Here is a 13,892-nt window from a genome sequence, read left to right as displayed (position 1 = left end):
AGTGGGTCACTTATCAGCGAGCTGAGGAACCCTATGGTTTACTCTTATACCGAAAAAAAACGCATTCGTAAGGACTTCGGTAAGCGAGACCAGGTACTGGACACGCCTTATCTGTTGTCCATTCAGCTGGACTCCTTCAAGCAGTTCATCGAGGCCGACCCGGAAGGTGAATATGGCCTAGAGGCCGCTTTCCGTAGCGTTTTCCCGATCACCAGTTACTCCGGTAGTGCTGAGCTTCAGTATGTCAGCTATCGCCTGGGTGAGCCGGTATTTGACGTAAAAGAATGCCAGATCCGTGGAGTGACCTACTCCGCGCCGCTGCGTGTCAAGCTTCGTATGGTTCTGTACGACCGTGAAGCAGCTGCCGGCACCGTCAAAGATATCAAGGAACAAGAAGTATACATGGGCGAGATTCCGCTCATGACCGAGAACGGCACCTTTGTCATCAATGGTACCGAACGGGTCATCGTCTCCCAGCTGCACCGCAGCCCGGGCGTCTTCTTCGACCACGATAAAGGCAAAACACATTCATCCGGTAAGGTACTGTATAACGCCCGCGTTATCCCCTACCGTGGCTCCTGGCTGGACTTCGAGTTCGATGCGAAAGACAACCTGTTTGTCCGTATCGACCGTCGTCGCAAACTGCCGGCCTCCATTATTCTGCGCGCCCTGGACTTCAGTTCCGAAGAAATCCTGGCCACCTTCTTCGAGACCATCGGTTTCGAGGTCAAGGATGGCAAGTTGATGATGGATCTGGTGCCCGAGCGCCTGCGTGGCGAGACCGCGACCTTCGACATCATTGCCAATGGCGCCGTGGTGGTTGAAACCGGTCGTCGTGTCACTGCCCGTCACATCCGTCAGCTGGAAAAAGACGGCATCACCCAGATCGAGGTGCCGGTAGAGTATGTTGTTGGCAAAGTTGCAGCCAAGAACTACGCGCACCCGCAGACTGGTGAGATGGTTGTCACTGCCAACCAGGCGCTGAGCCTGGAAGCGGTTGCCAACCTGTCCCAAGCCGGCTTCAAGCACTTCGAGGTTCTGTTCACCAACGAACTGGATCACGGTGCCTACATGTCCGAGACCCTGCGTATCGACTCCAGCTCCAGCCGCCTGGAAGCTCTGGTCGAGATCTATCGCATGATGCGTCCGGGCGAGCCGCCCACTCGCGAAGCGGCCGAGCAGCTGTTCGAGAACCTGTTCTTCTCTTCCGAGCGCTACGACCTGTCTACCGTAGGTCGGATGAAGTTCAACCGCCGTCTGGGTCGTGAAGACGAGACTGGCGTTGGCGTGCTGACCAAGGACGATATCGTCGAGGTCATGAAGCGCCTGATCGACATCCGTAACGGGAACGACGAAGTGGACGATATCGACCACCTTGGTAACCGTCGTATTCGTTCCGTCGGTGAAATGGCCGAGAACCAGTTCCGTGTCGGTCTGGTCCGTGTCGAGCGTGCGGTGAAGGAGCGCCTGTCTCTGGGCGATCTGGACACCCTGATGCCGCAGGATCTGATCAACGCCAAGCCGATCTCCGCCGCGGTCAAAGAGTTCTTCGGTTCCAGCCAGCTGTCCCAGTTCATGGACCAGAACAACCCGCTGTCCGAAGTGACCCACAAGCGCCGTATCTCCGCGCTGGGCCCGGGCGGTCTGACCCGTGAGCGTGCCGGTTTCGAAGTTCGAGACGTACACCCGACCCACTACGGTCGTCTGTGCCCCATCGAAACGCCGGAAGGTCCGAACATCGGTCTGATCAACTCGCTGTCCGTCTACTCCCGCACCAACGAGTACGGTTTCCTCGAGACCCCGTACCGCAAGGTGATCGACGGTGTGATCACCGACGAAGTGGATTACCTGTCTGCGATTGAAGAAGGCAAGTACGTGATCGCACAGGCCAACGCCGCGACCACCGAAGATGGCCGTCTGAAAGATGAATTGATCCCGTGCCGTCACAAGGGTGAATCCACCTTTATGAACGCCGACCAGATCCAGTATATGGACGTGAGCCCGCAACAGATCGTCTCTGTGGCAGCGGCCTTGATCCCGTTCCTGGAACACGATGACGCGAACCGCGCATTGATGGGTTCAAACATGCAACGTCAGGCCGTACCGACCCTGCGCGCTGACAAGCCGCTGGTAGGTACCGGTATGGAACGCGCCGTGGCCGTTGACTCCGGTGTAACCGTAGTGGCCAAGCGTGGCGGCATGATCGACTACGTCGACGCCTCCCGTATCGTTATCAAGGTCAATGAAGATGAGCTGCTGCCAGGCGAAGCCGGCATCGACATCTACAACCTGACCAAATACACCCGTTCCAACCAGAATACCTGTATCAACCAGCGCCCCTGCGTGATGCTGGGCGAGCCGGTGATGGCCGGTGACGTGCTGGCTGACGGCCCGTCCACCGACCTGGGTGAACTGGCGCTGGGTCAGAACCTGCGCGTCGCGTTCATGCCGTGGAACGGTTACAACTTCGAAGACTCGATCCTGGTGAACGAGCGCGTGGTTCAGGAAGATCGCCTGACCACCATCCACATCCAGGAACTGGCCTGTATCTCCCGCGACACCAAGCTGGGTCCGGAAGAGATCACTGCCGACATTCCGAACGTGGGTGAAGCCGCTCTGTCCAAGCTGGACGAGTCCGGTATCGTCTACGTGGGTGCCGAAGTGAAGGGCGGCGACATCCTGGTCGGCAAGGTGACCCCGAAGGGCGAAACCCAGCTGACCCCGGAAGAGAAGCTGCTGCGCGCCATCTTCGGTGAGAAGGCGTCCGACGTGAAGGACTCCTCCCTGCGCGTACCGAACGGTGTGTACGGTACCGTGGTTGACGTGCAAGTCTTTACCCGCGATGGCGTGGAAAAAGACAAGCGCGCCAAAGAAATCGAAGAGATGCAGCTGAAGGAAGCGAAGAAGGACTTGACCGAAGAGTTCAAGATCCTGGAAGACGGCATCTTCGGCCGCTCCCGCAACCTGCTGCTGGCCGCCGGTTACAGCGAAGATCGTCTGAACAAGCTCGAGCGTTCCAAGTGGTTTGAACTGGCCATCGAAGATGAAGCCAAGCAAATCGAACTGGAGCAGATCGCCGAACAGCACGTTGAGCTGAAGGCCGAGTTTGACAAGAAGTTCGAGAACAAACGTCGCAAGATCATCCAGGGTGACGATCTGGCGCCGGGCGTACTGAAAATCGTCAAGGTTTATCTGGCAGTCAAGCGTCGCATCCAGCCGGGTGACAAGATGGCGGGCCGTCACGGTAACAAGGGTGTTATCTCCAAGATCTGCCCGGTCGAGGACATGCCCCATGACGAATACGGCCGTCCGGTCGACATCGTACTGAACCCGCTGGGCGTACCGTCTCGTATGAACATCGGTCAGATCCTCGAAGTGCACCTGGGCCTCGCGGCCAAGGGTATCGGCGAGAAGATCGACCGCATGATCAAAGAGCAGCGCGAGCTGCACGAGATGCGTGAGTTCCTGCAGCAGGTCTATGACCTGGGTGAGAAGGACTCCCAGCAAGTGAACATCGCCGAGCTGTCCGACGACGACGTGCGTACCCTGGTGGGTAACCTGCGTAAGGGTCTGCCGGTCGCTACGCCGGTCTTTGATGGTGCCAAAGAGCGCGAAATCAAGGCCCTGCTGAAGCTGGCCGATCTGCCGGAATCCGGTCAGATCTCCCTGTTCGACGGTCGTACCGGTAACGCCTTCGAGCGTAAGGTCACCGTGGGTTACATGTACATGCTCAAGCTGAACCACCTGGTAGACGACAAGATGCACGCGCGTTCTACCGGTTCCTACAGCCTGGTTACCCAGCAGCCGCTGGGTGGTAAGGCGCAGTTCGGTGGTCAGCGGTTCGGTGAGATGGAAGTGTGGGCCCTGGAGGCTTACGGTGCGGCATATACCCTGCAGGAAATGCTGACCGTCAAGTCTGACGATGTGAACGGCCGTACCAAGATGTACAAGAACATCGTGGATGGCGACCACCGTATGGAGCCGGGCATGCCCGAATCCTTCAACGTACTGCTGAAGGAAATCCGCTCTCTGGGTATCAACATCGAGCTGGACGAAGAGTAAGAGCTCGCTCTTATTGTTCGAGAATTGACGTGGGCGCCCCGCTGTTTCGGCAGCAGGGGCGCCGAGGTTAGACTCCTGACAGGGGAAACACGTGAAAGACTTACTCAAGTTTTTGAAGGCTCAGACCAAGACCGAAGAGTTTGACAGTATCAAGATCGGTCTGGCCTCTCCTGACATGATCCGCTCCTGGTCATTCGGTGAGGTCAAAAAGCCTGAGACCATCAACTACCGGACTTTCAAGCCGGAGCGTGATGGTCTGTTCTGCGCCCGTATCTTCGGACCGGTGAAGGACTACGAGTGTCTGTGCGGCAAGTACAAGCGCCTGAAACACCGTGGTGTGATCTGTGAGAAGTGCGGCGTAGAAGTGACCCAGACCAAGGTCCGTCGTGAGCGCATGGGCCACATCGAGCTGGCCAGCCCGACTGCCCACATCTGGTTCCTGAAGTCCCTGCCGTCCCGTATCGGTCTGCTGCTGGACATGACCCTGCGTGACATCGAGCGCGTGCTGTATTTCGAATCCTATGTAGTGATCGAACCCGGCATGACCAACCTCGAGCGCAGCCAGATGCTGTCCGAAGAGAACTATCTGGACGCACTGGAAGAGTGGGGCGACGAATTCGACGCCAAGATGGGTGCCGAGGCCATTCTGGCCCTGCTGCGCGCCATCGATCTGGAAGGCGAAGTCAAAGCCATGCGTGAGGAGCTGGATCAGACCAACTCCGAAACCAAGCGCAAGAAGACCACCAAGCGTCTGAAGCTGATGGAAGCCTTCCTGCAATCCGGCAACAAGCCGGAGTGGATGATCATGACAGTGCTGCCCGTGCTGCCGCCGGACCTGCGTCCGCTGGTACCGCTGGACGGCGGTCGTTTCGCGACCTCCGATCTGAACGATCTGTACCGTCGCGTGATCAACCGTAACAACCGACTGAAGCGTCTGCTGGACCTGGCGGCTCCGGACATCATCGTGCGCAACGAAAAGCGCATGCTGCAAGAGTCCGTGGATGCCCTGCTGGATAACGGTCGTCGTGGTCGTGCCATTACCGGTTCCAACAAGCGCCCGCTGAAATCCCTGGCCGACATGATCAAGGGTAAGCAAGGTCGTTTCCGTCAGAACCTGCTGGGTAAGCGTGTCGACTACTCCGGTCGTTCCGTTATCACCGTAGGTCCGACTCTGCGTCTGCATCAGTGCGGTCTGCCGAAGAAGATGGCGCTGGAGCTGTTCAAGCCCTTCATCTATGGCAAGCTGGAATCCCGTGGCCTGGCGACCACCATCAAGGCCGCCAAGAAGATGGTGGAGCGCGAAGAAGCTGTCGTCTGGGACATCCTGGACGAAGTGATCCGCGAGCACCCGGTCCTGCTGAACCGTGCACCGACCCTGCACCGTCTGGGTATCCAGGCGTTCGAGCCGACCCTGATCGAAGGCAAGGCCATCCAGCTGCACCCGCTCGTCTGTGCCGCCTATAACGCGGACTTCGACGGTGACCAGATGGCGGTCCACGTACCGCTGACCCTGGAAGCCCAGCTGGAAGCGCGCGCGCTGATGATGTCCACCAATAACATCCTGTCGCCCGCCTCCGGTGAGCCGATCATCGTTCCTTCCCAGGACGTGGTCTTGGGTCTGTACTACATGACCCGTGCCCGCATCAATGCGAAGGGCGAAGGCATGGTGCTGTCCGGTCCGAAAGAGGCCGAGAAGGTGTACCGCGCCGGCCTGGCCGACCTGCACGCACGCGTCAAGTGCCGCATCACCGAGTACGTGAAGAACGAAGCCGGTGAACTGGTTGCCAAGACCGAGATGAAGAACACCACCGTTGGTCGTGCGATCCTGAGCCTGATCCTGCCGAAAGGCATGGAGTACGCCCTGATCGACGAGCCGAAGGTACTGACTGCCGCCGAACAGGCCGATCTGGATGCCAACCCGCAGAACTGGATCAAGTGCGTCTCCAACAAGGCGCTGGGCAAGAAGCTGATCTCTCGTCTGCTGAACACCTGCTACCGCAAGCAGGGCCTGAAGGACACCGTCATCTTCGCTGACCAGCTGATGTATACCGGTTTCCACTACGCGGCCCTGTCCGGTGCGTCCGTTGGTATCGATGACATGGTCATCCCGGATGCCAAGAAGGACATCATCGCCGCAGCCGAAGCCGAAGTTGCCGAGATCCAGGACCAGTTCCTGTCCGGTCTGGTGACCGCGGGCGAACGCTACAACAAGGTTATCGATATCTGGGCCAGCGCGAACGATCGCGTCTCCAAGGCCATGATGGATAACCTCTCCAAGGAGCGTAACGTCAACTCCCTGGGCGATGAGGAAGAGCAGGCCTCCTTCAACAGCATCTTCATGATGGCCGACTCCGGTGCGCGGGGTTCCGCCGCCCAGATCCGTCAGCTGGCCGGTATGCGTGGCCTGATGGCGAAGCCGGATGGCTCCATCATCGAAACGCCGATCGTGGCGAACTTCCGTGAAGGTCTGAACGTACTGCAGTACTTCATCTCCACTCACGGTGCTCGTAAAGGTCTGGCGGATACCGCACTGAAGACTGCGAACTCCGGCTACCTGACCCGTCGTCTGGTTGACGTGGCCCAGGACATGGTGATCACCGAGGACGATTGCGGCACTACCGACGGTCTGTGGATGACTCCGCTGATCGAGGGTGGCGACGTGGTCGAGCCGCTGCGTGAGCGCGTGCTGGGTCGTGTGGTGGCTGAAGACGTCATCAAGCCGGGTACCGAGGATGAAGTGCTGGTAGCGCGCAACACCCTGCTCGACGAGCAGCTGTGTGACCTGCTGGAGCGCAACTCCGTCGATCGCGTGAAGGTACGTTCTGCCATCACCTGTGAGACCGACTTCGGTAACTGTGCTCACTGCTACGGCCGTGATCTGGCCCGTGGTCACCTGGTTAACAAGGGTGAGGCTGTCGGTGTTATCGCCGCCCAGTCCATCGGTGAGCCGGGTACCCAGCTGACGATGCGTACCTTCCACATCGGTGGTGCCGCATCCCGAGCGGCTGCCGAGAGCAGCATCCAGGTCAAGAACACCGGTAGCATCAAGCTGCAGAACGCCAAGTTCGTTCTGAACAACTCTGACAAGCTGGTTATCACCTCTCGTTCTACCGAGCTGACCATCATGGACGAGATGGGCCGTACCAAGGAAAGCCACAAGCTGCCTTACGGTTCCGTGTTGGAAGTGAAGGATGGCGAGGCCGTGAACGCCGGTGACACCGTGGCGAACTGGGACCCGCACACCCACCCGATCATCACCGAAGTAGCGGGTCGCCTGCACTTCGAGCACATGATCGATGGCGTGACCATCACTCGTCAGACCGACGAGCTGACCGGTCTCTCTTCCATCGTCGTGCTGGACGTCAACGAGCGTCCGAGCGCCGGTAAAGAGATGCGTCCGACCGTGAAACTGGTCGACCTGAACGGTAAGGATGTGATGATCCCGGGTACCGACGTGCCCGCCCAGTACTTCCTGCCGGGCAAGGCGATCGTGAACCTGGAAGATGGTGCCAACGTGGGCGTGGGTGACGCGGTTGCGCGTATCCCGCAAGAGTCCAGCGGTACCAAGGACATCACCGGTGGTCTGCCGCGCGTTGCGGATCTGTTCGAAGCACGCCAGCCGAAAGAGCCGGCCATCCTGGCCGAGATCTCCGGCACCATCTCCTTCGGGAAAGAGACCAAGGGCAAGCGCCGTCTGGTCATCACCCCGACCGACGGTGGCGAGATCTACGAAGAGATGATTCCGAAGTGGCGTCACCTCAACGTGTTCGAAGGTGAAAAGGTTGAGAAGGGTGAAGTACTAGCGGACGGTCCCGAGTCTGCTCACGACATCCTGCGTCTGCGCGGTATCAGCCCGGTCGCCAACTACATCGCCAACGAAGTGCAGGACGTTTACCGCCTGCAAGGCGTTAAGATCAACGACAAGCACATCGAAGTCATCGTTCGTCAGATGCTGCGTAAGTGCGAGATCCTGAGCGCCGGCGACACCGACCTGATCGAAGGCGAGCAGGTTGAAGTGGCTCGCGTGAAGATTGCCAACCGTAAACTGGTTGCCGAAGGCAAGACTCCGGCTACCTACCGTCATATCCTGATGGGTATTACCAAGGCATCTCTGAGCACCGAGTCCTTCATCTCCGCGGCTTCCTTCCAGGAAACCACCCGCGTGCTGACAGAAGCTGCCGTTGGCGGCAAACGCGACGAGCTGCGTGGCCTGAAAGAGAACGTGATCGTGGGTCGTCTGATCCCGGCTGGTACCGGCTTTGCCTACCACCACAGCCGGATCAACCAGCGTGCCGCCGCAGCCCGTGCTGTAGGTGTACCGCAGGTGACTGCCGATGAGGCTCAGCAAAACCTGGCAGATCTGCTGAACGCAGCTGACGGTTTTGACGAAGAGTAATCTTCCGCTGCCGTGATTGAAAAGGGCCCCTTCTAGGGGCCCTTTTTTCGTTCTGCGCCCGGCCGCCAGCCTGCACCGGGCTGGGGCAGGGGATGATCCAGTGCAAGGTTATAGAGCAAAAAATCAAAAAAAGTTGACATTGCCCCCCCGCAACTGAAAACTCGGGAAAGTTGAATGGGTATTACAGGGGTAGAACATGGCTGTCGGTATCGAGGAAGTACTGCTTCCCGAAGAGCAACTGAGCGGTCGCGCTTTTACAGACGAAGACAGGGAATTGTTGCGTTCATATGGGGGCCTCATCGAAGGCCTTGCCGATCTGTTCGGCAAGCACTGCGAGGTGGTGCTCCACTCCCTGGAAAATCTGCATGAGTCCGTGATCCAAATCGCGAATGGTTTCAATACGGGTCGTACGCTGGGGGCGCCGATCACCGATCTCGCCCTGCGGATGCTCAAGGATATCGAGAGCACGGGTCAGGATCACACCCAGAGTTATTTTGCCCGCAGTCGGACCGGTGCCTTGATGAAGTCGAGCACCATCGCCATCCGTAACCGCGACAAGCAGGTGATCGGCCTTATCTGCATCAACCTGCACATCAATGCACCTTTCCACGAGTTCGTGGCCGAATTCTTCCCGACGCCACAGCAGGTGGAGCGGCAATCACCGGAGACCTTCGCCAACAGCGTCGAAGAGCTGGTTGCCCAGACGGTGGACAACACCATCGACGAGATCAATCGTGATCCCTCCGTGGCCAACAATGCCAAGAACCGTTTTATCGTGACCCAGTTGTTCGAGAAGGGCATATTTGATATCAAGGATTCGATCAACCTGGTCGCCGACAAGCTGAATATTTCCAAACATACCGTGTATCTCTACATCCGACAGCGCAAGCAGGGTGAAGAAGAGAGCGAGTAAGCGCCATAGATAGGGGATAGATAACAATGGCTAAAGAAGTGATTGCAACCGACAAGGCGCCTGCCGCAATTGGCCCTTATGTCCAGGCTACCAAGCTGGGTGAGCTGGTCTTTACCTCCGGGCAGATCCCGCTCGATCCGGCCACCATGGACATCGTTGCCGGTGGCATCGAGGCTCAGGCAGAGCAGGTGATGAAGAATCTGGTCGCAGTCTTGAAAGCCGCAGGGGCCGATACCAGCAAGGTACTGAAGACCACCTGCTTCCTGAGTGACATGAACAACTTCGTGGCCTTCAACCAGGTGTATGCCCGCTACTTTGGCGAATCCGCTCCGGCACGTTCCTGTGTGGAAGTTGCTCGTCTGCCCAAGGATGTACTGGTCGAAGTCGAAGCCATCGCTTACGTCTGAGCCTGTGTCATTGGAAAAGCCCCTCCCAGGAGGGGCTTTTGCGTCTATGAGGTAGAATGGATGCACCGCTGTGCAGGAGTGCGATCATGAGTCTGAATTTTGCTCTGCTGGTCACCGGGCCCGCCTATGGCACCCAGACGGCCAGCACGGCCTATCGTTTTGCCCTGAGTCTGGTCGAGCAGGGACACCGCTTGTCCCACCTCTTCTTCTATCAGGAGGGGGTGTGCAATGCCAATGGCCTCCATGCGCCAGCCAGCGATGAGACCGACCTGGTGGCGTTGTGGCGCGAGTTGGCCATCCAGCAGGGCATCCGTATCGATGTGTGTGTGGCTGCGGCCATGCGCCGTGGCGTGCTGGATGAGCAGGAGGCCAAGGGAATGGGACGGGAGCATTTCAATCTGGAAGCGCCATTCTGCCTAAGCGGGCTCGGTCAGTTGGCGGAAGCCGCACTGACCGCTGATCGCTTCGTTCAGTTCTAGGGGGACAAAATGACCAGAATAGCGTTTATCTCACGGCGTGGTGCCCATGGTTCGGCGAGTGGTCGGGAGGGGCTGGATGCTCTGCTGGCCACCTCTGCATTGACGGAGTCCCTGGCACTCTTTCTGGTGGGGGATGGCGTGATGCAACTGGTGAGGGAGCAATCACCACACGCCATATTGCAGCGTCACTACGCCCCGACCTTCAAGATGCTGGAACTGTATGACATCGAGGAGATCTATGTCTGTGCGATGTCACTGGCTGAGCGAGGACTGACGGCGGCGGATCTGCTAATCCCAGTTATTTCGCTCTCTCCTGCGGAAATTCGCCGTAGCTGGGCGGGTTTCACCACCCACATCTGCTTCTGAGGTGCCCGTGATACAGCTGATATTGAACTCTCCCTTCATGAGCCAGGATCTCGAGTTGGCGTTGCGTTACCGCATGGAAGGGGATCTGGTGGTGTTGATGCAGGATGCCGTGATGGCGGCTGCTGCCCCCGGGTGGTGCAAGCGCTTGGCAGACGTCCCCCTTTACGTCATGAAGGAAGACTTGAAAGCGAGAGGCTTGTCATCCGGGATCGGGATGGAACTCGATATGCCGGGTTTGATCAGGTTGATCGCCGAGCACGGATCACCGCAGACCTGGGGCGGTTAGGCTTGGTTTTCCTTTTTATCTCAGTTGCTTAGCATAATGTCATTCGACTGTCATTTGCCATTTCGGTGTGCAAATTGTATAAATCTTGACTCCCCAGACAACAGGGCATAAAATTTCGCGTCCCCGTATCTGCGGGGAGGATTTTTCACACGTTTATGAAGTCATTATCAGGAGCCTTTTGATGGCAACTATTAACCAGTTGGTTCGCAAGCCACGCATCAAGCTCGTTGTGAAAAGCAACGTGCCGGCGCTGGAAGCGTGCCCTCAGAAGCGTGGCGTATGCACCCGTGTATACACCACCACCCCGAAGAAGCCTAACTCTGCACTGCGTAAAGTATGCCGTGTACGTCTGACCAACGGCTTCGAAGTCACCTCCTACATCGGTGGTGAAGGTCACAACCTGCAAGAGCACTCTGTTGTTCTGATCCGTGGCGGTCGTGTAAAAGACTTGCCAGGTGTTCGTTATCACACCGTTCGTGGTGCGTTGGACTGTGCCGGTGTTAAAGACCGTAAGCAGGCTCGCTCCAAGTATGGCGTGAAGCGTCCGAAAGCTTAATGGTTCTCCGTTAAGTAAGGCCAAACGTTAATTCGTTTCTAGTTAGATAACTTTCTAGTTTTGGGTAACCCCTGAAGTTACGGAGAATTTGAAATGCCAAGACGTCGTGTTGTTGGTCAGCGTAAAATCCTGCCGGATCCCAAGTTCGGATCTGAGCTGCTGGCTAAATTTGTCAACGTAGTAATGGTTGACGGTAAGAAATCTGTTGCAGAAGCCATCGTATATGGCGCCCTGGACATCATTGCCACCAAATCTGGCAAAGAGCACCTGGCCCTGTTCGAAGTCGCTCTGGACAACATTCGTCCGGCGGTCGAGGTTAAATCTCGTCGCGTCGGTGGTGCAACCTATCAGGTGCCGGTAGAAGTTCGTCCGGTACGTCGCAATGCTCTGGCAATGCGCTGGTTGGTTGATGCCGCTCGTAAACGTGGTGAAAAATCAATGGCTCAGCGTTTGGCTGGCGAGCTGCTGGATGCCGCTGACAATAAGGGTTCGTCTGTCAAGAAACGTGAAGACGTTCACCGTATGGCTGAAGCGAACAAGGCCTTCGCTCACTTCCGCTGGTAATCCGCTTGCGCAGGGTCTTCTGACTCTGCGCACCTTTAATTATCTGGGGACAAGCGCCCTAGTAAGAGGATGACAATGGCTCGTACAACCCCCATTGAGCGTTATCGTAATATCGGTATCTCCGCTCACATCGACGCCGGTAAGACTACTACTACCGAGCGCGTTCTGTTTTACACCGGTGTAAGTCACAAGATCGGTGAAGTTCACGATGGCGCCGCCACCATGGACTGGATGGAACAGGAACAAGAGCGTGGTATCACCATCACCTCCGCCGCGACCACCGCTTTCTGGTCCGGTATGGGTAAACAGTTCCAACCGCACCGTATCAACATCATCGATACCCCGGGCCACGTTGACTTTACTATCGAAGTAGAGCGTTCCATGCGTGTTCTGGATGGCGCCGTGATGGTGTACTGTGCCGTAGGTGGCGTACAGCCCCAGTCTGAAACCGTATGGCGTCAGGCTAACAAGTACAAGGTTCCCCGTATCGCGTTCGTCAACAAGATGGACCGTACCGGTGCCAACTTCCTGCGCTGCGTTGAGCACATCAAGACCCGTCTGAAAGGTAACCCGGTTCCTCTGCAACTGAACATCGGTTCCGAAGAGAACTTCAAGGGCGTTATCGACCTGGTCAAGATGAAAGCCATCAACTGGAGCGAAGCTGACCAGGGCGTATCCTTCGACTACGAAGACGTCCCGGCTGAGCTGCTGGAACAGGCGCAAGAAATGCGCATGAACCTGGTTGAAGCCGCTGCTGAAGCGTCTGAAGACCTGATGGAAAAATACCTGGGTGGTGAAGAACTGACTGAAGAAGAGATCAAGAAAGCTCTGCGTCAGCGTGTTCTGAACAACGAAATCATCCTGGTTACCTGTGGCTCCGCGTTCAAGAACAAGGGCGTACAGGCCATGCTGGATGCCGTGGTCGAGTACCTGCCGGCTCCGACCGACGTTGCTGCTATCGACGGTCTGAAGCTGGATGGCGAGACCAAGGACGAGCGTCACGCTTCCGATGACGAGCCGTTCTCTGCTCTGGCATTCAAGATTGCTACCGACCCGTTCGTGGGCAACCTGACCTTCTTCCGTGTTTACTCCGGTGTGGTCAACTCCGGTGACTCCGTGCTGAACTCCGTTAAAGAGAAGCGCGAGCGTTTCGGCCGTATCGTTCAGATGCACGCCAACAAGCGTGAAGAGATCAAAGAAGTTCGCGCAGGCGACATCGCTGCTGCCATCGGCCTGAAGGACGTCACCACCGGTGACACCCTGTGTGACGAAAGCGCACCGATCATCCTGGAGCGTATGGAATTCCCGGAACCGGTAATCTCCATCGCCGTTGAGCCGAAATCCAAGGCTGACCAAGAGAAGATGGGCCTGGCTCTGGGCCGTCTGGCTCAGGAAGATCCGTCCTTCCGCGTATGGACCGACGAAGAATCTGGCCAAACCATCATCGCCGGTATGGGTGAGCTGCACCTGGACATCATCGTTGACCGTATGCGTCGCGAGTTCAAGGTAGAAGCCAACGTAGGTAAGCCGCAGGTTGCCTACCGTGAAACCATCCGCAACACCGTCAAGGACATCGAAGGCAAGCATGCCAAGCAGTCCGGTGGTCGTGGTCAGTACGGTCACGTCGTTATCGACATGTACCCGCTGGAAGAAGGCAAAGCCTACGAATTCGTCAACGACATCAAGGGTGGCGTGATTCCGGGCGAATTCATCCCGGGTGTTGACAAGGGTATCCGCGAGCAGCTGAAGTCCGGCCCGCTGGCAGGCTATCCGGTAATGGATCTGGGTGTGCGTCTGCACTTCGGTTCCTACCATGATGTCGACTCTTCCGAACTGGCGTTCAAGATCGCTGCTTCTCTGGCG

10 protein-coding genes (1 of these 10 running past the window's edge) are annotated in these 13,892 nt (G+C 57.4%); all 10 read left to right on the top strand.

Annotated features, from left to right (window positions below; all coding sequences use genetic code 11):
• Positions 1-33: 33 nt before the first annotated feature.
• Complete coding sequence (gene rpoB / locus I6L36_RS11305; RefSeq protein WP_043808756.1) at positions 34-4,062, top strand: DNA-directed RNA polymerase subunit beta; 4,029 nt, start codon at positions 34-36, stop codon at positions 4,060-4,062.
• Between the two features lie 91 nt (positions 4,063-4,153).
• Positions 4,154-8,458: a DNA-directed RNA polymerase subunit beta' gene (gene rpoC / locus I6L36_RS11300; RefSeq protein WP_043762502.1), complete on the top strand. Its 4,305-nt coding sequence runs from the start codon at positions 4,154-4,156 to the stop codon at positions 8,456-8,458.
• Between the two features lie 196 nt (positions 8,459-8,654).
• Positions 8,655-9,371: a transcriptional regulator gene (locus I6L36_RS11295; protein ID WP_010675954.1), complete on the top strand. Its 717-nt coding sequence runs from the start codon at positions 8,655-8,657 to the stop codon at positions 9,369-9,371.
• Positions 9,372-9,397: 26 nt separating this feature from the next.
• Positions 9,398-9,778 carry a RidA family protein gene (locus tag I6L36_RS11290; protein ID WP_010675953.1) on the top strand — a complete coding sequence of 127 codons (381 nt, stop codon included), beginning with the start codon at positions 9,398-9,400 and terminating at the stop codon, positions 9,776-9,778.
• A gap of 86 nt (positions 9,779-9,864) precedes the next feature.
• On the top strand, positions 9,865-10,257 hold the full coding sequence (gene tusD, locus I6L36_RS11285) for a sulfurtransferase complex subunit TusD (RefSeq protein WP_010675952.1): 393 nt from the start codon (positions 9,865-9,867) through the stop codon (positions 10,255-10,257).
• 9 nt (positions 10,258-10,266) lie between these two features.
• A complete protein-coding gene (gene tusC / locus I6L36_RS11280; RefSeq protein WP_109112498.1) occupies positions 10,267-10,623 on the top strand; it encodes a sulfurtransferase complex subunit TusC in 357 nt (118 codons plus the stop codon).
• Positions 10,624-10,630: 7 nt separating this feature from the next.
• Complete coding sequence (tusB, locus tag I6L36_RS11275) at positions 10,631-10,909, top strand: sulfurtransferase complex subunit TusB (RefSeq protein ID WP_109112497.1); 279 nt, start codon at positions 10,631-10,633, stop codon at positions 10,907-10,909.
• 181 nt (positions 10,910-11,090) lie between these two features.
• Positions 11,091-11,465, top strand: coding sequence for a 30S ribosomal protein S12 (gene rpsL / locus I6L36_RS11270; RefSeq protein ID WP_005306278.1), 375 nt, complete (start codon positions 11,091-11,093; stop codon positions 11,463-11,465).
• Positions 11,466-11,558: 93 nt separating this feature from the next.
• Complete coding sequence (gene rpsG / locus I6L36_RS11265) at positions 11,559-12,029, top strand: 30S ribosomal protein S7 (protein ID WP_010675949.1); 471 nt, start codon at positions 11,559-11,561, stop codon at positions 12,027-12,029.
• Between the two features lie 75 nt (positions 12,030-12,104).
• A protein-coding gene (gene fusA, locus I6L36_RS11260) for an elongation factor G (RefSeq protein ID WP_010675948.1) crosses the window boundary here: on the top strand, positions 12,105-13,892 show its 5' portion. Its footprint extends 318 nt past the window's final position; only the first 1,788 of its 2,106 coding nucleotides appear in the window; it begins with the start codon at positions 12,105-12,107; its stop codon lies off the right edge, out of view.

It is taken from the genome of Aeromonas sp. FDAARGOS 1406 (genome assembly GCF_019048565.1).
GTDB classification, from domain to species: domain Bacteria; phylum Pseudomonadota; class Gammaproteobacteria; order Enterobacterales; family Aeromonadaceae; genus Aeromonas; species Aeromonas caviae.
The sequence above is the reverse complement of the archived record's forward strand: the minus strand, read 5'-3'. Positions and strand labels throughout refer to the sequence as shown.